The 21,409-nt window shown below is 70.2% G+C and carries 28 protein-coding genes; 9 read left to right on the top strand and 19 right to left on the bottom strand.

Annotation, left to right across the window (positions count from 1 at the left end):
• Positions 1-424: 424 nt before the first annotated feature.
• Both ACO1BR_RS09875 and ACO1BR_RS09870 read right to left on the bottom strand, forming a co-directional pair.
• Positions 425-2,197 (bottom strand): threonine/serine ThrE exporter family protein, encoded by a 1,773-nt coding sequence (locus ACO1BR_RS09875; RefSeq protein WP_426794645.1) that lies wholly within the window; start codon positions 2,195-2,197, stop codon positions 425-427.
• Positions 2,198-2,348: 151 nt separating this feature from the next.
• Positions 2,349-3,068 carry a DedA family protein gene (locus tag ACO1BR_RS09870; protein WP_426794644.1) on the bottom strand — a complete coding sequence of 240 codons (720 nt, stop codon included), beginning with the start codon at positions 3,066-3,068 and terminating at the stop codon, positions 2,349-2,351.
• Positions 3,069-3,325: 257 nt separating this feature from the next.
• Between ACO1BR_RS09870 and ACO1BR_RS09865 the strand changes: the two genes are divergently transcribed.
• Positions 3,326-3,691 (top strand): YbjQ family protein, encoded by a 366-nt coding sequence (locus ACO1BR_RS09865; RefSeq protein WP_426794643.1) that lies wholly within the window; start codon positions 3,326-3,328, stop codon positions 3,689-3,691.
• Positions 3,692-3,813: 122 nt separating this feature from the next.
• On the opposite strand, the gene ACO1BR_RS09860 is transcribed toward ACO1BR_RS09865, so the two are convergent.
• Positions 3,814-4,572, bottom strand: a complete 759-nt coding sequence (locus ACO1BR_RS09860; protein ID WP_426794720.1) for a MerR family transcriptional regulator — start codon at positions 4,570-4,572, stop codon at positions 3,814-3,816.
• A 169-nt stretch (positions 4,573-4,741) separates the two neighbouring features.
• On the opposite strand from ACO1BR_RS09860, the gene leuE reads away from it, so the two are divergent.
• From leuE to ACO1BR_RS09845, 3 genes are all read left to right on the top strand, one after another.
• Positions 4,742-5,494 carry a leucine efflux protein LeuE gene (gene leuE, locus ACO1BR_RS09855; protein ID WP_426794642.1) on the top strand — a complete coding sequence of 251 codons (753 nt, stop codon included), beginning with the start codon at positions 4,742-4,744 and terminating at the stop codon, positions 5,492-5,494.
• 168 nt (positions 5,495-5,662) lie between these two features.
• The gene (wrbA, locus tag ACO1BR_RS09850) at positions 5,663-6,286 is read left to right on the top strand and encodes an NAD(P)H:quinone oxidoreductase (RefSeq protein WP_426794641.1); all 624 of its coding nucleotides are present in this window, start codon (positions 5,663-5,665) and stop codon (positions 6,284-6,286) included.
• A 16-nt stretch (positions 6,287-6,302) separates the two neighbouring features.
• Complete coding sequence (locus ACO1BR_RS09845; protein ID WP_426794640.1) at positions 6,303-7,718, top strand: glutamate decarboxylase; 1,416 nt, start codon at positions 6,303-6,305, stop codon at positions 7,716-7,718.
• Positions 7,719-7,733: 15 nt separating this feature from the next.
• On the opposite strand, the gene ACO1BR_RS09840 is transcribed toward ACO1BR_RS09845, so the two are convergent.
• From ACO1BR_RS09840 to ACO1BR_RS09825, 4 genes are all read right to left on the bottom strand, one after another.
• Complete coding sequence (locus ACO1BR_RS09840) at positions 7,734-8,420, bottom strand: PadR family transcriptional regulator (RefSeq protein ID WP_426794639.1); 687 nt, start codon at positions 8,418-8,420, stop codon at positions 7,734-7,736.
• A 66-nt stretch (positions 8,421-8,486) separates the two neighbouring features.
• Positions 8,487-9,035 (bottom strand): DinB family protein, encoded by a 549-nt coding sequence (locus tag ACO1BR_RS09835; protein ID WP_426794638.1) that lies wholly within the window; start codon positions 9,033-9,035, stop codon positions 8,487-8,489.
• 141 nt (positions 9,036-9,176) lie between these two features.
• Positions 9,177-10,634 (bottom strand): aldehyde dehydrogenase family protein, encoded by a 1,458-nt coding sequence (locus ACO1BR_RS09830; protein WP_426794637.1) that lies wholly within the window; start codon positions 10,632-10,634, stop codon positions 9,177-9,179.
• A 64-nt stretch (positions 10,635-10,698) separates the two neighbouring features.
• Positions 10,699-11,562: a helix-turn-helix domain-containing protein gene (locus ACO1BR_RS09825; RefSeq protein WP_426794636.1), complete on the bottom strand. Its 864-nt coding sequence runs from the start codon at positions 11,560-11,562 to the stop codon at positions 10,699-10,701.
• Positions 11,563-11,875: 313 nt separating this feature from the next.
• Between ACO1BR_RS09825 and ACO1BR_RS09820 the strand changes: the two genes are divergently transcribed.
• The gene (locus ACO1BR_RS09820) at positions 11,876-12,406 is read left to right on the top strand and encodes an ATP-binding protein (protein WP_426794635.1); all 531 of its coding nucleotides are present in this window, start codon (positions 11,876-11,878) and stop codon (positions 12,404-12,406) included.
• Positions 12,407-12,567: 161 nt separating this feature from the next.
• Here ACO1BR_RS09820 and ACO1BR_RS09815 read toward each other — a convergent pair whose 3' ends face one another.
• The 6 genes from ACO1BR_RS09815 to rpmG form a co-directional block, all read right to left on the bottom strand.
• Positions 12,568-12,807: a DUF397 domain-containing protein gene (locus ACO1BR_RS09815; protein WP_426794634.1), complete on the bottom strand. Its 240-nt coding sequence runs from the start codon at positions 12,805-12,807 to the stop codon at positions 12,568-12,570.
• Between the two features lie 153 nt (positions 12,808-12,960).
• Positions 12,961-13,413, bottom strand: a complete 453-nt coding sequence (locus tag ACO1BR_RS09810; RefSeq protein ID WP_426794719.1) for an SRPBCC family protein — start codon at positions 13,411-13,413, stop codon at positions 12,961-12,963.
• Positions 13,414-13,460: 47 nt separating this feature from the next.
• Positions 13,461-13,697, bottom strand: coding sequence for a 30S ribosomal protein S18 (gene rpsR / locus ACO1BR_RS09805; protein ID WP_159508820.1), 237 nt, complete (start codon positions 13,695-13,697; stop codon positions 13,461-13,463).
• A gap of 214 nt (positions 13,698-13,911) precedes the next feature.
• Entirely contained in the window at positions 13,912-15,060 is a 1,149-nt protein-coding gene (locus ACO1BR_RS09800) for a CobW family GTP-binding protein (RefSeq protein WP_426794633.1), read from the bottom strand.
• Entirely contained in the window at positions 15,060-15,314 is a 255-nt protein-coding gene (locus tag ACO1BR_RS09795) for a type B 50S ribosomal protein L31 (RefSeq protein ID WP_159508824.1), read from the bottom strand. The genes ACO1BR_RS09800 and ACO1BR_RS09795 overlap by 1 nt, the downstream gene beginning before the upstream one ends.
• A gap of 6 nt (positions 15,315-15,320) precedes the next feature.
• Positions 15,321-15,485: a 50S ribosomal protein L33 gene (gene rpmG / locus ACO1BR_RS09790; protein ID WP_159508826.1), complete on the bottom strand. Its 165-nt coding sequence runs from the start codon at positions 15,483-15,485 to the stop codon at positions 15,321-15,323.
• 74 nt (positions 15,486-15,559) lie between these two features.
• Here rpmG and rpmB point away from each other — a divergent pair, with 74 nt between their 5' ends.
• The 3 genes from rpmB to tatA all read left to right on the top strand — a co-directional run bounded on the left by rpmB (position 15,560) and on the right by tatA (position 16,446).
• On the top strand, positions 15,560-15,796 hold the full coding sequence (gene rpmB / locus ACO1BR_RS09785) for a 50S ribosomal protein L28 (RefSeq protein ID WP_159508828.1): 237 nt from the start codon (positions 15,560-15,562) through the stop codon (positions 15,794-15,796).
• The gene (rpsN, locus tag ACO1BR_RS09780; RefSeq protein WP_159508830.1) at positions 15,796-16,101 is read left to right on the top strand and encodes a 30S ribosomal protein S14; all 306 of its coding nucleotides are present in this window, start codon (positions 15,796-15,798) and stop codon (positions 16,099-16,101) included. The genes rpmB and rpsN overlap by 1 nt, the downstream gene beginning before the upstream one ends.
• A gap of 111 nt (positions 16,102-16,212) precedes the next feature.
• Entirely contained in the window at positions 16,213-16,446 is a 234-nt protein-coding gene (gene tatA / locus ACO1BR_RS09775) for a Sec-independent protein translocase subunit TatA (protein ID WP_426794632.1), read from the top strand.
• A gap of 21 nt (positions 16,447-16,467) precedes the next feature.
• Here the strand turns inward: tatA and ACO1BR_RS09770 are convergent, their stop codons facing one another.
• From ACO1BR_RS09770 to ACO1BR_RS09745, 6 genes are all read right to left on the bottom strand, one after another.
• Positions 16,468-17,313 carry a nitrilase-related carbon-nitrogen hydrolase gene (locus ACO1BR_RS09770; protein WP_426794631.1) on the bottom strand — a complete coding sequence of 282 codons (846 nt, stop codon included), beginning with the start codon at positions 17,311-17,313 and terminating at the stop codon, positions 16,468-16,470.
• Between the two features lie 188 nt (positions 17,314-17,501).
• Positions 17,502-17,627 carry a hypothetical protein gene (locus tag ACO1BR_RS09765; RefSeq protein ID WP_426794630.1) on the bottom strand — a complete coding sequence of 42 codons (126 nt, stop codon included), beginning with the start codon at positions 17,625-17,627 and terminating at the stop codon, positions 17,502-17,504.
• A gap of 830 nt (positions 17,628-18,457) precedes the next feature.
• Positions 18,458-18,751, bottom strand: coding sequence for a hypothetical protein (locus tag ACO1BR_RS09760; protein ID WP_426794629.1), 294 nt, complete (start codon positions 18,749-18,751; stop codon positions 18,458-18,460).
• A gap of 270 nt (positions 18,752-19,021) precedes the next feature.
• The gene (locus ACO1BR_RS09755) at positions 19,022-19,255 is read right to left on the bottom strand and encodes a chaplin (protein WP_426794628.1); all 234 of its coding nucleotides are present in this window, start codon (positions 19,253-19,255) and stop codon (positions 19,022-19,024) included.
• Positions 19,256-19,614: 359 nt separating this feature from the next.
• The gene (locus tag ACO1BR_RS09750) at positions 19,615-20,037 is read right to left on the bottom strand and encodes a rodlin (protein WP_426794627.1); all 423 of its coding nucleotides are present in this window, start codon (positions 20,035-20,037) and stop codon (positions 19,615-19,617) included.
• 249 nt (positions 20,038-20,286) lie between these two features.
• On the bottom strand, positions 20,287-20,559 hold the full coding sequence (locus ACO1BR_RS09745; protein WP_426794626.1) for a chaplin: 273 nt from the start codon (positions 20,557-20,559) through the stop codon (positions 20,287-20,289).
• Positions 20,560-20,847: 288 nt separating this feature from the next.
• Between ACO1BR_RS09745 and ACO1BR_RS09740 the strand changes: the two genes are divergently transcribed.
• Positions 20,848-21,030, top strand: coding sequence for a hypothetical protein (locus ACO1BR_RS09740; protein WP_426794625.1), 183 nt, complete (start codon positions 20,848-20,850; stop codon positions 21,028-21,030).
• Positions 21,031-21,409: the final 379 nt, after the last annotated feature.

Below are 21,409 nucleotides of genomic sequence, written 5' to 3'. Positions count from 1 at the left end.
GTGCGCGACCAGGAGAACAGCCCTGTCTTATAGGGACTGTCGTCGTCAAGATGTTCGAAGCTAACACGCCGTCCGGCGTCAAGTTATGGGTTAGTTGAGGCACCGGCATACGGCCCCGCAGATCACTGGCGGGCATCTGGGGCCGCGTCAGTTAACTCATCTCTTCTTTACTTGGCGCAGGTCCCGGGGGAGCCCGGGAGGGGCGGTCGAGGCGCCGCCGGGCGCCGAACGCCATGAACGTAGCGCCCACCGCATCGGCTGACAAGACCGTTCCGACAGGGTACGGAAAACCCGGACAGGAATTGCCGGCGGTCCCTCGCATTCCTCGGACCGCCGCAGTCAGAAACACGGCCCATATCCACGGACCGTATCCCCCGTGGTTTTACCGGAAAGGGGAATTCGCCGACGGCCGCCGGGTGTTGCCCTAGAAGCCGCGGGTCCGCTTGGCCGCCCTTCGGCCCGCGCCCGCCTCCGTGATGCCCGGCGCCCGCAGGAACAGCCGCGCGACCTCGCTTCCCAGGTTGACCCCGACGGCGATCGCCAGCGCCAGCGAGGCGGCCCGGATCAGCGACGAGATGCCCTCCTGCAGATTGCCCTGGGCGAAGTTGAGCAGCCCGAAGTACGTCGCGCTACCAGGGAGCAGCGGGCCGATCGCCGCGGTGACGTACGGCAGCGCCGAGGCGTAGCGGTACCGGGAGAGCAGCTGGCCGAAGAGGCCGACGAGCCCGGCGGCGATGGCCGTGGAGGGTACGGCGTTGAAGCCGGCGGTCACGTTCAGCGCCCCGTACACGACCCAGGCGACCCCGCCGTTTATCGTCGCGAACGCGACGGTGTGCCGCTCCTGTTGGAGCAGCACACAGAACGCCAGCGCCAGCAGCATGGACGCGACGATCTGCACCAGGGGATCGTTGAACATCCCCAACGCCTGCTCGGGGTTGAGCCGCTTGAGGCCGGGGTCGATCTGGAGCCCGATGTAGAGCACCGACAGCACGCCGACGACGATGCCGACGATCAGGTAGCCGACCTCCAACAGCCGGGCGGCGGCGGTGATGTAGTAACCCGTCAGCCCGTCCTGCACACCGGCGACCAGCGCCCGCCCCGGGATCAGCGCGAACAGCCCACCGGTGATCACCGCGGACGCCTGCACGTTGGAGTGCGCCAGGCCGAACGCGAGCCCTATCGCGGCCGGCGGCATGGCCGCGCACACGAACTGGTAGAACTCCGGCAGCCCGCGCCCGGACGCCAGCCACGCCAGCCGGTCGCCGAGCATCGAGCCCACCGCCGCCGCCGCGAACACCAGCGCCCCGCCGCCGACCAGCATGCTCGCCGCGCCGGAAAGCAGCCCGGAGGCCAGCGTCAACGCCCAGCTCGGGTACGGGTGGCGGTTCCGCCGGATCTCGGCCAGACCGCGGTACGCCTCCTCCAGGGTGATGCCCTCGGAGGTGATGTCGTCGACCAGCCGGAACACCGCGGACAGCCGGTTGTAGTCGACCCCGCGCCGCCGCACCGTCCGGCTGGCGGTGACCGGGTCGTCGACCAGCGACGGCTGGTACGAGATCGACAACAGCGTGAACGTGACCGTCGGCTCGACCCGTTCCAGGCCGTACGCGTGCGCCACGCCGAACATCGCCGCCTCGACGTCCTCCGCGCCCTCGCCGCCCGCCAGCAGGATCTCGCCGATACGCAGCGTCAGGTCGAGCACGCGGGGAACGGCGGGGCCGCCGGTCTCGTCTTCGGCGCGCTCCACCCGCTCGGGCACCGGCCGCTCGTGGATCGGCATCCGGAGCATCGTGCGCATCCGGTCCTGCCACGGAGCCTCCTTGGTGAGGCTGAGGACCGGGATGCCGTGCGGCGGGGTGAACGCCAGACCGCCGGCCACGGTGCCCGGCAGCGGCGTCTGCCCGGTGGTGCTCCCGGGCGGCGCGAACGCCGACCCCTCCTGCTCGGCCGGCACCTCCGGGCGCAGGCCCTGGGGCAGCGCGAACTCGGAGGTGGGGTGCTCCTCTTCGGGCGGCGGCGGCAGCGGCACGCCCAGCGGTGGCGTGAAGGCGCTGTGCGCCTCGTCCGACTGCGGTTTGCGCTCCTCGGGAAGACCGGACGGCGCCGAGGTCCCAGGGTCACCGGTACCGCCGCCCCTGCCCGCGCCGGTGCTGTTGCCGCTGCTGCCGCGCTGCCCGCGCGGTGGGTCCGACACCACGTCTCTCCGCTCCTCTTACGCCTCCTGCCGACCGGTCATGCACACGATGCCGTATGCCGGGGCGTGGCGCTTGCCCGGGTACCACCTTTCCGGACCGCGTGGAGTCGGACGCGGTGGCGCGGGAGCGGGGTGCGGTGTCCGGGCCGGGGCGTCAGCGCTTGGCGTGCCGCCCGCGGCGGCCGTCGCCCGGGGCGCCCAGGGGCCGGTCCGGGCCCCCCGCCGGGTGGACGGCCGCGCCCGCCGGCTCCTTCGCCGCCTTGCCGCGCGCCCGGAGGTACTCGATGACGATCGGGACCACGGAGACCAGCACGATCCCCACGAGGATCAGCTCGATGTGCGTGTGCACGAACGCGACGTTGCCCAGCGAGGCGCCCAGCAGCGTCACCCCGGCGCCCCACAGCGCACCGCCGATGAGGTTGAAGGTGAGGAAGGAGCGGTAGTTCATCCGGCTCACACCGGCGATGATCGGCGTGAACGTCCGCACGATCGGCACGAAGCGGGCCAGGATCAGCGACTTCGGGCCGTGCTTCTCGAAGAAGAGGTGCGCCTTCTCGACGTTCTCCTGCTTGAAGAGCCGCGAGTCGGGCCGCTTGAAGAGCGACGGGCCGACCTTGCGCCCGAAGAGGTAGCCGGCCTGGTCGCCCAGGACGGCGGCCAGCACCACCAGCAGGCACACCGCCCACAGCGGGGTGTTGAGCTTGTTCGTCGTCACCAGCAGCCCGGTCGTGAACAGCAGCGAGTCACCCGGCAGGAAGAAACCGATCAGCAGGCCGGACTCGGCGAAGACGATGAACAGGAGGCCGACCAGACCGAAGGTCTGGAGGAGATAGTCCGGGTCCAGCCACTGGGGGCCGAGCGCGAGGGTATTCACGGGGTGAGGGCTCCTGGGTCGAGGGCGCCGGGTCGCGCGATGCGACGAGCCAAAGCGGGGGTGCAGGCGCAGTGTGCGGCCCAAAGCTATCAACGGACTATGTCGCCTCGTGGTTCCAGCCGGAGGACCGGGGGCCTCCGGAACCCGGCCCTCCGGCGCCCCGGGCCCCGCGGATCCGCCCCTGCCACCCGACCGCGCCCCGGCCGCTGGCCGCCCCCGCCGTACCGGGTGATGCTGGCCGCAAGGAGGTGCGGATCATGGGCATCGAGGAGTACGGCGGGGGACAGCAGGCAGCGGACGTCCTGGTGGTCACCACGAACGACGTCCCCGGATTCCACGTGACGCGGGTGATCGGCGAGGTCTTCGGCCTGACCGTCCGCTCACGGCATCTCGGCAGCCAGATCGGCGCCGGCCTGAAGTCGATGATCGGCGGCGAGCTGCGCGGCCTGACCAAGACCCTCGTCGAGACCCGCAACCAGGCCATGGAGCGGCTGGTGGAGCAGGCCCGCTCCCGGGGTGCGAACGCGGTGCTCATGTTCCGCTTCGACGTCACCGAGGCCGCCGACGTCGGCACCGAGGTGTGCGCTTACGGCACGGCCGTGGTCCTGTCCCCCGCGAGCTGATCGGCCCCCGCAGCCGTGCGGGCCGGAGAGCAGCGCGCTCCGGCCCCCCCACGTCCGCCGAGGGACGCCACCGCACTCACCGGGACGCCCCCGCACTCACCTCACAGATACCGGACCGCGTCTCACAGGTGCCGGACCGCGTTCGCCAGCATCGCGTCGCGCATGTAGACCGCCAGACCGGGCCGGATCGCCTCGTACGTGGCGGTGAACCGCTCGTCCGCGACGTACATCTCCCCGAGCCCGGTGTGGATCTCGTAGGTGCAGTCGTAATAGGCGCCCCCGATGAACCGGCGGTGCTCCTCCGCGACGTCCATCGCCGCCTCGGAGTCCGCCGGCACGCCCTGCGCCAGCAGGTCGGCCATCCTGCGGTGGATGGCGTCGAACTCCGCGCCCAGCCGCTTCCAGTCCTCCTTGGTGTACGCGGCCGTCCGCCGCTGCGACTCCTTGTAGGCGTCGGTGCCGCCCCAGCGCCGCTCCGCCTCGGCGGCGTACCGGTCGGGGTCGAAGTCCCCGAAGACCTCGAACTTCTCCTCCGGGGTGAGCCGTACGTTCATTCTGCGTGCCTCCATCGCGTTTTCGACGGCGGCGGCCATCTCCTGGAGCCTGCCGATCCGCGCGGTCAGCAGGTCGTGCTGGCGCCGCAAGTGCGCTTGCGGGTCCGCGTCCGGGTCGTCCAGGAGGGCCGCCACCTCGTCGAGCGGAAAGCCGAGCTCGCGGTAGAACAGGATCTGCTGGAGCCGGTCCAGGTCGTGATCGCCGTACCGGCGGTGACCTGCGTGGCTGCGCTCGCTGGGCACCAACAGCCCGATCTCGTCGTAGTGGTGCAGGGTGCGCACCGTGATCCCGGCGAAACCGGCGACCTGCCCTACCGAATAGCTCACTTCCGCTCCCTCGTCGGTCATCGGTACGCGCTTCACGATGGGTCCTCACGCCGCGTGAGGTGCAAGCCCGGCCGTACGGATACGGATACGGATACGGGCGGGCGGCCGCGGTGGTCCGGATTCTGAACGGCCGGCGAGCCACCGGCCGCCCGGTGGCATCCTTCCGGCCATGCTCGGAATAACGGATCTGTCCACGTATCTGGCGGGCCTGGCACTGATCATTCTGCTGCCGGGCCCGAATTCGCTCTATGTCGTCTCGGTGGCCGCCCGGCGCGGCCGGCGGGTGGCGTACCGCGCCGCGGCGGGCGTGCTGTGCGGCGACACGGTGCTGATGACGCTGTCGGCGGGCGGGGTGGCCTCGCTGCTGAAGACCAGCCCGCTGCTCTTCGGCATCGTGAAGTTCGCCGGCGCGGGCTACCTCACGTGGCTGGCCGTCGGGATGCTGCGCGGCGCCTGGTCCCTGTGGCGCGGCGGCCGGGACCGCAGGTCCGTACGGGACGCCGGCGCCGCGGGGGACGCGGCGCCCCAGGGGGCGGCCGTGGCGGCCCGGGACGGCGCGGCCGTACCCGGCGGCGCCCCGGCGCCCCCCGCCCCCTCTGCGGCCCCCAAGGAGTCCGCCGAACGGCCGTTCCGCCGGGCACTGGTGGTGAGCCTGCTCAACCCGAAGGCGATCTTGTTCTTCATCTCCTTCTTCGTGCAGTTCGTGGACCCGTCCTATGCGCACCCGGTGCTGTCGTTCCTGGCCCTCGGTGCCTGGGCGCAGCTGTTCAGCCTCAGCTACCTCTCGGTCCTGATCTTCAGCGGGACGTTCCTGGCGGTGACCTTCCGGCGCCGCAAGCGGCTGACGGCCGGGCTGTCCGCGGGCGCCGGCGCCGCCTTCCTCGGTTTCGCGGCGAAGCTGTCGCTGGCCAGCGCGAGCTGAGCCGCCGCCCGGCCGCGCCGCCGTACGGGTCCGCGTGGCCGGGCCGGGCCGCGCCACCGTGGCCCGGCCAGGCGGCCCGGCCACGCGGACACCGGCGCTTCCACTGGCCGAACACTGGAGGCCACGCACCCCTTATGCCCCTATTGTCGGGTTCCAGGAGGTGCCTCCATGCCCACGCACGACGTGAACGTCGCGGTCATCTACTACTCCTCGACCGGCACCATCGCCGAGCTGGCCCGCCTGATCGCGGACGCCGCCGAGCACGCCGGCGCCGACGTGCGCCTGCGCCGGGCCGCCGAACTCGCCCCCCAGGCCGCCATCGACGCCAACCCGGCCTGGGCCGCGAACGTCACCGCCACCGCCGACATCCTGGAGGCGAGCCACGAGGACATGATCTGGGCGGACGCGGTGATCTTCGGGACGCCCACCCGCTTCGGCAACGTCACGTCCCAGCTCAAGCAGTTCCTCGACACCCTCGGCGGCCTCTGGCAGCAGGGCAGGCTGGCCGACAAGGTCTACAGCGGCTTCACCGGCTCCGCCACCGCGCACGGCGGCCAGGAGTCCACCCTCCTCGCGCTCTACCACTCCGTCCACCACTTCGGCGGCATCCTCATCGCCCCCGGCTACACGGACCCGGCGAAGTTCACCGACGGCAACCCCTACGGCACCTCGCACGTCGGCGGCCCCGATACCCCGGTCGACGCGAACGCCCGCACCGCCGCCCGGATCCAGGCGGAACGTGTCGTGAAATTCACCAAAGCCATCAAAGCCGGCCTTTCCGCTGCGAGTTGACGGGTATCCCCCTCAGATGACTCTCCACAAAGGCGCATCCGACCGCGACCGCTCGCGCCCGGCGCGCCCGGTCAACCCCTTCTACGGCGAGGCCGACCCGGTCGCCGGCATGGAAACCTCTCCCCCGCGGCACACCCTGCCCGAGGGCCCCGTCTCCCCGCACACCGCCTACCAGTTCGTGCACGACGAGCTGATGCTGGACGGCAACTCCCGGCTGAATCTGGCCACCTTCGTCACCACGTGGATGGAACCGCAGGCCGGCGTCCTGATGTCGGAGTGCCAGGACAAGAACATGATCGACAAGGACGAGTACCCGCGCACCGCCGAACTGGAGCGGCGCTGCGTGGCGATGCTCGCCGACCTCTGGCACGCACCCGACCCGTCCGCCACCATCGGCTGCTCGACCACCGGCTCCAGCGAAGCCTGCATGCTCGCCGGGATGGCCCTCAAACGGCGCTGGTCCCGGCGCAACGCGGACCGCTATCCCGCCACCGCCCGCCCCAACCTCGTCATGGGCGCCAACGTCCAGGTCTGCTGGGAGAAGTTCTGCACCTTCTGGGAGGTCGAGGCCCGCCAGGTCCCCATGGAGGGCGACCGCTTCCACCTCGACGCGGCCTCCGCGGCCGCGCTCTGCGACGAGAACACCATCGGCGTGGTGGCCGTCCTCGGCTCGACCTTCGACGGGTCGTACGAGCCGGTGGCGGAGATCTGCGCAGCCCTCGACGCCCTCCAGGAACGCACCGGCCTGGACGTCCCGGTCCATGTCGACGGCGCGTCCGGCGCCATGATCGCCCCGTTCCTCGACCCCGACCTGGTCTGGGACTTCCGGCTCCCCCGGGTCGCCTCCATCAACACCTCCGGCCACAAGTACGGCCTGGTCTACCCGGGTGTCGGCTGGGCACTGTGGCGCGACGAGGAGGCGCTCCCCGAGGAACTGGTCTTCCGCGTCAACTACCTGGGCGGCGACATGCCGACCTTCGCCCTGAACTTCTCCCGGCCCGGCGCCCAGGTGGCCGCCCAGTACTACACCTTCCTGCGGCTGGGCAGGGAGGGCTACCGCGCCGTACAGCAGGCCACCCGCGACGTGGCCCGCTCACTGGCCGAACGGATCGCCGCGCTCGGCGACTTCCGGCTGCTCACCCGGGGCGACCAGCTGCCGGTCTTCGCCTTCACGACCGCGGACGGCGTCACCGCCTTCGACGTCTTCGACGTGTCCCGCCGGATGAAGGAGCGCGGCTGGCTGCTCCCCGCCTACACCTTCCCGCCACACCGCGAGGACCTCTCCGTCCTCCGCATCGTCTGCCGCAACGGCTTCTCCCAGGACCTCGCCGACCTCTTCCTCACGGACCTGGAGAGCCTGCTGCCCGAACTCCGCAGCCAGCCCCGCCCGTTGAACCGCCCGGAGAACGTCGCCACCGCGTTCCACCACTAGCGTCTGTCCGATGGGTCAGGGTGAGCCCGGCCCCGGCCCCGACCCCGGACCGTCGGCGTCGTCGTCCTCGTCGCCCGCGGCGTCCCCGGTCGTCGCGTACGGGTTCTCCTGCCCCTCCGCGAGCACCCCCCTGAAGGGCTCCCCCTCGCCCGCGAAGACATAGGCGCCGCCCTCGATCCGCGCGATCAGCTCCCGGGTCCACTCCGCACCGCCGTCCGCCGAGTGCACCCACATGTTCATGATCTCGCCGATGTGGCCGAGCTGTCCGGTCCCGCCCTCGGGCGTGTAGTACGAGGTGACCGTGGACCGCCACTCGGTGAGCGCCCGCACCCGCTCCCCGAGCAGCGCCACCGCCTCCTCCCGCGGCAGGTCCACCATGAAGCCCAGACCGGCGCTCAGCACGTCGGTCTTCGGATCCCGCTGCGCCAGCGCCGCCCGCAGCAGCGTGAAGTACTCCGCCTCGCCCGCCGCGGTCAGCTCGTACTCGGTACGCGGCGGGCCGCCGGCGGTGCTGGGCGCGATGTCGTGGGCGTGCAGCAGCCCCTGCTTCGCCATCTGCTTCAGCGCGTGGTAGATCGACCCCGGCTTGGCGTTGGACCACTCCTGAGCGCCCCAGTACTCCAGGTCGTTGCGCACCTGATAGCCGTGCGCCCGGCCGTGCTGCCGCACGGCCCCCAGCACCAGCAGCCGGATCGCCGACATCGTCTCCTCAATCCCTCGCGCGCGTCCCTGCCGTCAGCCTAGGCCGCCGCGCACCGGGATCGGAGGTCACCCCTCTCGGGCCGCCCGCTCCTCGGCCACCAGCTCGAACGCGGTCCTGCCGTCCAGGGACTCCCGGATGATGTCGGCATGGCCCGCGTGCCGCGCGGTCTCCTCGATCAGGTGCAGCACCAGCCAGCGCATCGAGTGCCGTCCCCCGTCCGGGAACCAGGGCGCCTTCGGCAGCGGGAAGGTGTCGTCCAGGCTCGGCACGGAGCGGATGAACTTCTCCGTCTTCTCCGCGACCTCGTCCCAGAACGCCAGCGTCCCGGCCACCGTCTGGCCGTCCTCCAACTGGAAGGACAGATGCCAGTTGTCCCGGTCCCGCGCAATGGAGTGCTCCCGCTGCTGCGCGGTCTCCAGCCAGCGCAGCTCGACCTCCGCGGCATGCTTGACCAGCCCGGCCGGCGACAGCTCGCTGGCGCTCGGCCGCCGCTGCGCCTGCTCGTCGGTCAGTCCGAGGACCGCCCGCCGCAGCCCGCCGCGCTGCGCCTCCAGGAAGGCCAGCAGCGCACCGCGCTCGTCACCGTGGGCCTCGGCAGGGACAAGAGTGGGCATGACAGCCGCCTTTCACGACAGGTACCGGCGGCCGGCGGGAGCCGGCCGGCCGTCTTCCGACACCCCGTACGCTACGGGCCCTTGCGGTCAGCCCGTGTCCTCAACTGGCCACGCGGCATACCGGATTGCGGCCCGGCGGCCTCAGATCGGAAAGTGGGACCGCCCGTGCTGGATGGACACCCACTTCTGCGTCGTGAACGCCTCGATCGTGGACTCCCCGTTCAGCCGCCCGACCCCGGAGAACTTCTCCCCGCCGAACGCCACCTGCGGCTCGTCGTTGACCGTCCCGTCGTTGACGTGGACCATCCCGGTCTCGATCCGCTGGGCGATCCGCACCCCGCGCTCCACGTTGGCGGTGTGCACCGCCCCGCTGAGCCCGTAGGGCGAGTCGTTGGCGATCCGCACCGCCTCGTCCTCCCCTTCGAACGGCACCAGCAGGACGACCGGCCCGAAGATCTCCTGGCCGTGCAACCCGGAGTCCGCGGGCAGCCCGGCCAGCACGCTCGGCTCGACGAGGTTGCCGTCCGTACGGCCGCGCAGCAGCGCCGTGGCCCCCTCGGCGACCGCCCGGTCCACCAGCGAGGTCAGCGCCTCCGCCTGGAACCCGTTGATCAGCGGGCCTATCTGGGTCTGCGGATCGCGGGGATCGCCGGTCCGCAGCGCCGCCACCCTGGCGACGAACTTCTCGGTGAACTCCGCCTCCACGGCGCGGTCCACCAGCACCCTGTTGGCCGCCATGCAGACCTGCCCCTGGTAGACGAACCGGCTGAAGACGGCGGCGTCCACGGCGTAGTCGATGTCGGCGTCGTCCATGACGATCAGCGCGCTGTTGCCGCTGAGTTCAAGGATCACCCGCTTGAAGTGCCCGGCGCTGACCGCCGCCACATGCCGGCCGACCTTGTCCGACCCGGCGAACGAGATCACCCGGGGCACCGGGTGCTCGATCAGCGCGTCACCGATCTCCGCGATGTCCGTGATCAGTACGTTGAGCAGCCCGTCCGGCAGCCCGGCGTCCTGGAAGAGCTTGGCGATCAGCCCGCCACCGGTGATCGGGGTGTTCTGGTTGGGCTTGATCACCACGGCGTTGCCGAGCGCCAGCGCCGGGGCCACCGACTTCATGGAGATCAGGAACGGGAAGTTGAACGGGCTGATCACGCCGATCACCCCGACCGGCAGGCCGTAGACGCGGTTCTCCTTGCCGTCCACCGGCGAGGGCAGTATCCGTCCCTGGGGCCGCAGCGCGAGTTGTATCGCCTCGCGCACGAACTCCTTGGCGAGCCGGACCTCATAGGCGGCCTTGCTGCGGGTGCCGCCCAGTTCGAGGACGAGCGCCTCGATGATCTCCTCTTCGCGCTCCTCGATCAGCCGCAGCAGCCGCTCGGTGACGTCTCGCCGCTCGTAGGGATTCGACCGGGCCCAGGCGCGCTGCGCCCGTTCGGCGGCGCGGTACGCCTCGTCGACCTGGTCCACTCCGGCGACCGTGATCGACGCCAGCTTCTCCTGGTCGTAGGGGTTGAAATCGATGATGTCCCACGAGCCGCTGCCGGCCCGCCATTCACCGTCGATGAACTGGTAGGCCAGGTCTGCGAAGAAGGACATGGCATCCCTACTCTGTGCGGCTCTGCTCTGCGGGGGGCTGATCCGGCGTCATCCTACTGCCGCGTCAAGTGAGTTGGAGTAGACCACGCAGGAGATCCCTGGTCTGGGAGGGATCCGGACTGTCCTCCTGGAGCCGCGCCATCGCCCGCTCGTACTGGGCGACCTCCTCCGCCTTGTCCAAGTAGAGGGCACTGGTGAGCTGTTCGAGGTAGATCACGTCGGACAGATCGGACTCCGGGAACCGCAGCATGGTGAACGCACCGCTCTCGCCGGCGTGCCCACCGAAGTTGAACGGCATGACCTGCAACCGCACGTTGGGCCGCTCGGAGATGTCGATCAGATGCTTCAACTGGCCCCGCATCACCGCCCGTCCGCCGTACGGACGTCTCAGCGCGGCCTCGTCCAGCACGCAGTGCAGCTGCGGCGCCCGCTCGGATATCAGCAGCTTCTGCCGCTCCTGGCGCAGCGCCACCCGGCGCTGGATGTCGGCCGCCGGCGCACCCGGCATGCCCCGCGAGACGACCGAGTGCGCGTACTCCTCGGTCTGCAACAGCCCGTGGACGAACTGGACTTCGTAGACGCGGATCAGCGAGGCCGCCCCTTCCAGCCCCACGTACGTCTGGAACCACCCGGGCAGCACGTCGCCGTAACTGTGCCACCAGCCCGCGACGTTGGCCTCGCGGGCCAGGGCGAGCAGCGCCTCGCGCTCCTGCTCGTCGCCCACGCCGTACAGCGTGAGGAGATCGGCGACATCGCGTGCTTTGAAGCTCACTCTGCCCAACTCCATGCGGCTGATCTTCGACTCGGACGCACGGATCGAGTAGCCGGCCGCTTCGCGGGTTATCCCGCGCGATTCACGCAGCCGACGGAGCTGCGACCCGAGCAGGATCCGCCGCACCACCGACCCGCTCGACTCACTTGCGGACACCTCTCTGACCCTCCTGTGACCCCACCCCGTCCAACAGTGGGCCGCAGTCTGCCATGTTCAGGCTTCGTTGAGTGCTCATCCGGTTACTGATATGTGCGGCCCCCGCAAGCCCTCCACAAGAAATCACGGGAAGAATACGGCGCTTATGCGGCTAGCCCTACGCAATCACGTCAGCTGCACGTGCATCTGCCCTTGCATCTGTCCTACGCATTGGGAACCATGGGCGTCGCACGCATGCACGCTCGTGAAAGATCCGCCAGATCCGGCTGACCGGCCAGGGTCATGACGTCCGCGAACGCCAGGAGTGCCTCGCATGGGGACCAAGGTTATGACCATGCTCGATTTCGAGCCGTTATGGCAGGGCTTTCCTCCCGTCGACCCCTTGGCCGTCTCCGGATCCGCGTCCTGCTCGCTCCCGCCGCGCTACGAGTCGGTCGGCGGGGCACGGAAGTTCACCCGCGAAACGCTCTGCGGCTGGGACCTGGAGGACCTCTTCGACGGGGTGGCCCTGGTGGTTTCCGAGCTCGTCACCAACGCCCTGCGCCACGCGGTGCTCGCCGCCCCCGGCCGGACTCCCGAATTCGGCTCGGAATACGCGGAATACACCGAGTACACAGACACGGTGCCGCCCGCCCGGCTCCACCTGATGCGCTGGTCCTCCCGGCTCGTCTGCGCCGTACGGGACCCCAGCGACGCGTCTCCCGAGGCCGGCGAGGCGGACTCCGCCGCCGAGTCGGGGCGCGGGCTCTACCTGGTCGACTCCTTCAGCGACAGCTGGGGCTGGCACCGGCTGTCTGGGGCCCAGCACGGAAAGGTCGTGTGGGCCCTCTTCCGGCTGCCGTGAGAACCGGCCGCCGCGGGCCTGCCGCCACAGCGCCCGCGGCCCGCGCACACGACGAACGGGCGCCCGTATGCCACGGGCGCCCGTTCGCCTGTCCGCACCGCGCCGCCCGGCCACGCGCGGCCGGGCCGGTCGCGTACGCGGTGTCCGTCGCGTACGACGTGTCAGTCGCGTACCAGGTGGTCGAACTCCCCGTCCTTGACGCCGAGCAGCATCGCCTCGACCTCGGCCAGCGTGTAGACCAGCGCCGGGCCGTCCGGGAAGCGGGAGTTGCGGACCGCGATGTCACCGCCGGGCAGCTTCGCGAACTCCACGCAGGACCCCTGGGAGTTGCTGTGCCGGCTCTTCTGCCATGACACATCACGGAGATCCGTTGCGGCCATGCCGTTGTATGCGTGGGGCACAGGGCTCTCCCGGTGGTGAACGCGGTGATAAACGGTGTCAACTGCCCCGGATCATAGCTGCGTTCACATGCGGATGCATGCGCAGATGCACGTGCACGACAGCCGGTGCCGAGACCGTCACCGCCCGTGGAGCGGTCACCGTCCGTGGCGCGCTCACCGCCCCTGGAGCACCTTCCCCAAACCCTCCGTCACAATCGACCGCCATCCGCCGCCCATGACCCTGTGCGCCTGCACCTGGAACGGATCGTCCGGGTCGAAGCCCTCATGGACGAGGAAGAGACGCGTACCGCGCCCTTCGGGTTCCAGGGTCCAGGTGATCGTCCAGTCGGCGAGGTTGCCCTGCCCCTCGTCCGCGTCCCGCCAGCGCAGCCGCAACATCCGCTCGGGCTCGAACGCCTCGACCTCGGCGACGACGGTGCCGGAGAAGTTGCTGTTCGGCCGGGGCGGCGTCCGCATCTCGTAGCAATGGCCGACCTCCAGCCGGAAGTCACCGGGCATCAGCCACTGGGCGATCAGCTCCGGCTCGGTCAGCGCCCGCCAGACCTTGACCGGAGGATGCGCGAGGAAGTGCGCGACACGGATCGTGGTCGGGTCTATGCAGGAGATTCCCTACGCGTCAAACGTAGGGAATCTCCTACGTATCCTCCTGTGCATCACCGCGAGGCGTACGGCAGCAACGCCATCTCCCGGGCGTTCTTGATCGCGCGGGCCAGCTGCCGCTGCTGCCGGGCGGTGACCCGGGTGACCCGACGGCTCCGGATCTTGCCGCGGTCCGAGAGGAACTTCCGCAGCAGGTCGGTGTCCTTGTAGTCGATGTACGTGATCCCGGCCGCGTCCAGCGGGTTGGGACGGGGCGCGGGCTTACGGCGCGGGTCGGGCCTACGGGGCATGGTCACGGCTTTCTCGTGCGTGCGGATGCGGCCGGTTCCCCAGCGGAGAACGGCCGGTTCGGCGAGGGGCGGACCACGGGCTCACGGAACGGGAGCCCGCGGAACGCCGCCTCACGGGACGGGGACCCACAGGACGGGCCCCACAGAACGGCGCCTCGCGGAAGGGGAGTTCACGGAACGACGCCGAACGGAACGACGCCGAACGAACGGCGCCTCACGACACCGGGTCGAGGAGCGCGTCGAAGGCGGGCGGAAGGCTCTTCCAGGCCGGCGGCCCGCCCGCGTACTCGGCGTCGGTGAGCAGACAGGACTCCAGCAGGGACCGGAGCCCCTCGCGGTCCAGGCCGGGCGAGGTGAAGACCAGGTGCTGGGCCCGGTCGCCGTGCTCCGGATGCCAGTCCAGCGCGGCGGCGGCCCGGCGCATCGGCGGCACCATCTCCCAGGCGGCGTCCGGCAGCGAGGCCAGCCACGGCCCGGCGCTCTCCACGCACAGCGCACCGCCCGCCGCGTCCCAGGACAGCAGCGCGTCCGGCCGGTCGGCCAGCCAGAACCGGCCCCGGCTGCGCGCCGCCGCACAGGTCAGGTCCTCCAGGGCCGCGTAGAGCCGCTCGGGGTGGAAGGGCCGGGTGCGCCGCCAGACGAGCGTGCCGACCCCGGCCGCATCGGCCTCCTGCGGCAGCAGCGCACACGCCGGATGCTGCCGGGCGGCAGCCGCCTCCACGTCGAATCCGGCCAGCGCCGCGGCGGCCAACTCGACGGACGCCACGTCCACTTGGCGCGCTGTCGGGTGCAGCTGCGCCAGCAGCGCGAGATCGGCCTCGTCCGCGGCCTCCTCCCCCGCGGCCAGCGCCAGCACCGGCGCGTACTCCAGCTGCCGCGCCCAGGTGTCGGCGACCGTGCGCTGGTCGGAGGCCGCGGCCGCTAGCCCCGCCTCCGACAGATCGTCGCCGCAGGCGAGATACGGCAGCAGCAGCGCCGGATCGACGGCGGTGATCACCCCGGTCAGCGCCAGGTTCTCGCTGACGCACGCGGTGATCACCTCGGCCATCGCCTTCGGCTCGACCGAGTCCCACAGCTCCACGACCGCCAGCCGGCAGGTCCGGCCGGCGGCCAGCCGCTCCAGCTCGGGCACCAGGTCCTCGCGCAGCGCACAGCAGGCGCAGTCGTTGACCAGCGGCGCCTCACCGGTGTCCAGCGTGCCGCCGGCGTCGCGGACGGTGCGCCGCACGGTGCCGTCGGCGGCCGAGGCCAGGTCGTGGTGGAGGGCGACGCTGCCGGGCACGGTGCGCAGCAGCCGCTCGACCGCGGCCCGCCGGGCATCCGCGTGCAGCCCGCCCACCAACGCGACGCTCAGCCGCTCCATCAGCGGGCCCCGCGCTTGCCGTACCGGCGCTCGAACCGCTCGACCCGGCCGGCGGTGTCCAGCACCCGGGCGGCGCCTGTGTAGAAGGGGTGGCTCGCCGAGGAGATCTCGACGTCGATGACGGGATAGGTGTGGCCGTCCTCCCACTCGATGGTCTTGTCGCTCGTCGCCGTCGAGCGGGTCAGGAAGGCGAAGTCCCCGGCCCGGTCGCGGAAGACGACGGGCCCGTAGGCGGGGTGGATTCCGTTCTTCATCGGACCTCAGCGCTCCTCTCGGAAGGTGACGTGCCGCCCGACGACCGGGTCGTACTTGCGCAGTTCCAGGCGGTCGGGGTCGTTGCGGCGGTTCTTGCGGGTGACGTATGTGAACCCGGTGCCGGCGGTGGACCGGAGCTTGACGACCGGGCGTGTTTCGTTGCGGGCCATGCCAGGTAGTATACGCAAATGGTTTCCATTTTCAATAAGCCCCCGGAGGGCCCGACCACCGAAAGGACCGCTCCATGTCCGCCCACTGCCAGCTGACCGGCCGCAAGCCGGGCTTCGGCAAGACCGTCTCCCACTCGCACCGCCGCACCCCGCGCCGCTTCGACCCCAACATCCAGCGCAAGCGCTACTGGCTGGAGAGCGAGGGCCGGCACATCCGCCTGACGCTCAGCACCAAGGCCGTCAAAACCATCGACGCGATCGGCATCGAAGCGGCCGTCGCCCGTATCCGCGCCCGGGGGGAGAAGGTCTGATGGCCAAGAAGAGCAAGATCGCCAAGAACGAGCAGCGCCGCGCGACCGTCGCCCGCTACGCGGCCCGCCGGGCCGTCCTCAAGGCCGTCATCCGCAGCCCGCACACCCCTGAGGAGGAGCGCACGGCCGCGCAGCGCGAGCTCTCCCGCCAGCCCCGGGACGCCAGCGCCACCCGCGTCCGTAACCGCGACGGCGTCGACGGCCGCCCGCGCGGCTACTTCCGCGCCTTCGGCCTCTCCCGCGTCCGGCTGCGCGAACAGGCCCACCAGGGCCATCTCCCGGGCGTACGCAAGTCCAGCTGGTAGCCCACCGCCCGGCCGCCGTCCCCCGGAACGCCCCCTGGGGGTCGGCAGCCGGGCCGTTCGGGTAATACTGGACAGACTCCGCAGGCACCCCCGACGAAAGCGAGAGCGTCCATGTTCCGCAACGCCCTGGAGCCCTGGCACCTGATCCTGGTCGTCGCCGTGCTCGTGCTGCTCTTCGGTTCCAAGAAGCTCCCCGACATGGCGCGCGGCCTCGGCCGCTCGATGCGCATCCTCAAGTCGGAGGCCAAGGCCCTCAAGGACGAGCGCCCGGCCGACGCCCCCCGCCCGGACCAGGCGCCCCACGCGGAGCAGGCCCCCCGCCCGGAGCAGGCCCCCGGCCACTGACCCGGCCGGCGGCCACCGCACTCAGCTGTCGCCGCCCTCCTCGATCAACCGCCGCACCTCGCGGTCGATCAGCCCCAGCCGGGCCTCCGCGACCAGCGGCACCGCCCGGCGCTGCCGTCGCGCCTCGGCGAGATCGATGTCCACGGTGACCAGCGCGGGCTCCCACTTGGGCGCCTGCGCCACCACCGCGCCCCGCGGGTCCACCACCCGCGAGCCGCCCCAGAACGTCGCCCCGTGCTCGTTGCCGACCCGGTTGACGAACACCACCCAGCACTGCAGCATCTTCGCCGTATAGGCCAGCAGCGTGTCCCAGTACAGCCCGGTGTCCATCGCCTCCGGATCCAGGCTCGCCGCACTGTTGGTCGGCACGAACAGCACCTCGGCCCCGTCCTGCACCGCCAGCCACGGCAGTACGGGCTGCCAGGCGTCGTTGCACACCAGCGTCGCGCCCCGCCCGCCGGTCTTCGACTTCGTCAGCTCGTACGCGCGCAGCGACTGCCCCGGGCTGACGTGCTTGCGCTCTTCCCAGGCCAGGTAGTTGGGGAGATAGAGCTTGCGGTGCGCATGCACCAGCGCCCCGTCCGCATAGTGCGCGGAAGTGTTGTACGCGCGCAGGCTGGTGTGCTCGTGGAAGCCGACCAGCACGTCCGGCCCCAGAGTGCTCAGCTCCAGCAGCCGCGAATCGCTCGCCTCGATGGACTTGTCCCGCTTGAGCGCCCCCAAGTGGTAGCCGTGCAGGCTGAGTTCGGGGAACACCACGAGATCGGCCCCCTGGGCCGCCGCCTGCTCGATCTGCTCCCGTGCGATCCGGAGGTTCTCCGGCACATCTCCCAGCACGCAGTCCGTCTGCGCCAGCGCGATGAGCATGCCCACTCCCCCTCGATTAATTACCTTTAATAGCCTTTATAACCTTTCTCCAATTTTGCCAGAAAAAACCCGCCGACCGCTCCGAACGCACCCCCGCGGCCGCCGGCACGACCGGCGGCCGGCTCCCCGCACAGAGGGAGCCGGCCGCCCGGGAACGCCCTGGCCGCCTCGGCCGGGGCCGAAACCCGTCAGCGGTTGCCCACGCCCGAGAAGATCGGGATGTCGTCCCCGATGCGCGACGGCGTCTCGTCGCCGTCGGCCTGCGCCGGGTTCCCGGTGCACTGCCGGTTCCGCAGCGAGAACAGCTCGTCCACGCCCTGGACCGTGCTGGGAGCCGTTGCCGTCAACGGTGCGGGGCCGTCCTGATCCCCGATCGCCATGGCGCGGGAAGCAGCCGCGCCCGAGCCCCCCGCAAACGACACCACAATTCCCGCGGCGCCATCATCTTCATCATCGCGCAAAACCTTCAGGAGAAGGAACTCCCGAAACGGGCCCCTACGCCACGCCATAACCACGACTCACACCGGCACCCGAGAAACCCGCACAACGACGACGATTCCCCGGCCCCTTTCTCACTTCCAGCCACCATGCCAATACCCCGGCACCCCCACCAATCCCACGAAGGCATTTGCATGCGCCCCACCACACACCGACCTCAACGATTCGACACGCCACCCCGAGGTCACGACCGAATAACAATTCCGTACGTCAGCGCAACCGAAAAAGAAAAACCGGGCCGCCCAGACGAAGGAAATCTGGGCGGCCCGGGAATTACGTGCGCGGTCAGCGCCCGCGCTTGCCGTCGCCCGAGCGGATCGGCATGTCGTCGATGATGCGCGACAACACCTTGTCGCCCCTGGCCTGGGGCTGAGTGCTTGGCGCACTGCCGGTTCCACGGCGCGGACAGCGCATTGATGCCCTGCACCGAGACCAGGACACAGCCGAACAGCGAGCCGAAGTTCGCCGTGGCAGCCAGACCGATGCAGGGCCAACGCGGCTGCGATCCGCCATCCGGACCGTGGTGCCGACCGTCCGGTTCCGGCCGGCGTACACGTTGACGGTCCGGCGGCTGAGGCGTCTCACAGCCGCGCCGATTTCACCGGGCGAACACACAGGAAAGTGAATTTCCGCGTCGCCGGATGCGTTACCTGGTGACCGGCAGACCGCCGAGCAGCGAACCCTTCCTGTTCTTTGTGGCCCCCGTGGCGCCACCAAGAATCCTCTTCGGTCCGTACTTGACGGTTTCGGCCGTCTTCTTGACGGTGTCGACCAGCGGCGTGATCTGGCGGCCTTCGAGGTGCTTGTTGTGCAGCGCTGCGGCCCCTGCGCCGTTGTGGCCCATGCGGGGCGAGCCGGGATTGGCAGCGAAAGCGGGGACGGCCGCGCCCAGCGCCATGACAGAACCAGCCACAACCGCGGCAGACTTCGCGTACTTCACTTTCAACTGTCCCTTCTGGGGCGGTGCTTGTGGAGATCGCGGCATCAGCGCCACGTGAGCAATCACTTCGCTGCTCGGAACACCGCTTTTCCCCCTGACTAACGAGTGCCACCCCCCGGAGAAACTATGGATTTCCGCCTTCTTGGCGGCGCCACTCGAAAGCTGCCGGCCGTTCCGATACACCCCGTACAAGCCGAATGCCACCGGCCCCGACACGCAGTGGGGGCGAGCCGGGGCCGGTCACATCAACACGGCTCGAATTTCTTCGAGTCAGCGGTTGATGCACTTGTTGCCGAATGCCGGGTTGAGGATCGCGATGAAGTTGGCCGTGTTGCCGCAGACGTTGATCGGGATGTGGACCGGCACCTGGACGAGGTTGCCCGAGAGCACCCCGGGGGACCCCTTGGCGGCACCCTTGGCGCCCGCGCCGGCGAACGCCGGCGTAGCAGCGCCCACTGCGAGGAGCGTACCGGCGGTGACTGCGGCGACCTTTGCGTACTTCACTTTGCGCCCTTCCTGCAGCGGGTCCGTAGCGCACACGACCGTCGTGTCGCACGGGCGCGGATCTACTCGCCCGTAACTCCGCTGTCGATATTGGTAACGATTTCTCCTCGTCGACGAAACTCTTGCGGAGAAGTTTTCGGAGGAATCGCCCGAATGTCGCAAGACCATTTCAGGAAACACCCCGCACATACGATGCGGAAAAAACACCATAATTCGAACAGGCGCGGCGACTGCCGAATACTAATTCTCGCCGATAGGGGTGGAGAATTCCGGCCCTATGGTTCGTCACGCGATACCGCAGGCCCGGGGCCGCGCGGAGAGCGAGCCGCGGAGATCCTGGCCTGCGGCCGATGGCCGGCTCAGTGGTTGTGCACGCCGCTGCCCGATCGGATCGGAATGTCGTCGATGGTGTGCGACAGCGCCTCGTCACCCATGGCCTGGGCGGAGCGCTCGGCGCACTGCCGGTTCCGCGGTGAGGACAGCACATCGACGTCCTGAGCCACGCCCTGAACCGTGACCGGAACGCTCCCTGCCAGCGAGCCGACGTCGGCCTTGGCGGGGAAACCGATGCACGGCTTGTTCAGCGAGCCCTGGATCAGCTCCCGCTGCGGGCTCGTCCTGCCGTGCGTCGTGGAGTAGCCGAATGCGCTCTTGGCGCCGTTCCCGTTGACCGTCGGAGTGCCGTGGTGGCCACCGATCGCCATCGCCTGCGGGGCGACCGTCGCCGAGATACCGACCGGGGATGCGGTCGCAGCCGTCGTGGCCAGAACCTTCTTGATCACATCACACCCTTCTCGCAGCGGAGTGCCCGTATCCGGAGCGCACTGGATCAACTCCCCTTCGAGGGTGCGGTTTCGCCGATTCACCCGGTTGCCACGCAACCATAGACAGATATCACCGCACCGGGGCGTCGGCGCGGCATGGCCTTCGCCGGGCCGCGCCGAACGCCGTGACGGGAACGCCGACGGGCCCGGGGCACGGCATGCGGAAGGCCCGCCCCGGAGGGGCGGGCCTCAACCGCTCGGCAGGGACTACTTGTTGATGCAGACGTTGCCGAACGCCGGGTTGAGCACCCCGATGAAGGGGGTGACGGAGTTGCCGCAGACGTTGATCGGCATGTCGATCGGCACCTGGATGAGGTTGCCGGAGAGCACGCCGGGCGAGCCCACGGCCTTGCCTACGGCGAGGGCGCCCTTGTGGTGGTGGTGGCGGTGGTGGCCGCCGGCGCTGGCCACACCGGCCCCACCGACGACGGCGATGCCCGCGGCGGCGGACAGGGCGACGGCCTTGGAGACAAACTTCACGATGAACCTCATTCACTGAGCAGAATTCAGGATTCTGTACGCGCCGCCTGGAGCGACAAGCAGTTCAACGCAACAAACCGGGCAAAAGTAGCGGGACCAATCGGGTGATAGTGGACGAAAGTGTCGTATGGGACAGCAGTGGCGGCCATATGACACGCGCTCTACCGCTTCCAGCACCCGCCGTCCGCGCCATCGTCACACGTCAACCGTGACACACGGTTGATTGTCAGTGGCGTCGCGTGCAATGGCGTCATGAAGGTATCCCACGCGCAGGTGCTGGCCTGACGGTTGCGGCGGCAGAGTCCGACGCCGCGCACCGACGCCCCGGCCGAGGAAGTGGTGACGCGGCTGGCGGGCGTCCGGGCGCAGGTCGCCTCCGCCGCCGAACTCGCCGTGACGACACGGCAGATGGCCCCGGACGCCGCTGCCGTGCGGCGGGCCCTCGCCGCGCGCACCCTGGTCAAGACCTGAGCGATGCGCGGCACCCTGCACCTGCTGCCTGCTGGCGGGGCGGCCGCGTACCTCTCGCTGCTGGAGGCCACGCGCACGTGGGAAAAGCCGTCCTCGCTGCGGGCGTTCGTGGTGGATCCGCAGCAGATGGAGGTGCTCGGTGAGGCCGTCGACGGCCTCCTGGACGGCCGGCTGCTGACCCGTCAGGAGCTGACCGCGGCCTTGCTGGAGCGCCCCGGTCTGGATGGGCTGGGCGAGCCAGTTGTCCTCAGGCCGGGGCACCGTCGTCAAACCACTCGCCAGGACCGGACGGCTGTGCCAGGGACCGCCCCGGGGGCAGCACGTGATCTTCACCGCTCCCCGTTCCCGGGTGCCCGGATGGCGCGGTCTGCCGGACCCC

Source organism: Streptomyces sp. YGL11-2 (assembly GCF_050054615.1).
GTDB lineage: Bacteria > Actinomycetota > Actinomycetes > Streptomycetales > Streptomycetaceae > Streptomyces.
The sequence above is the reverse complement of the archived record's forward strand: the minus strand, read 5'-3'. Positions and strand labels throughout refer to the sequence as shown.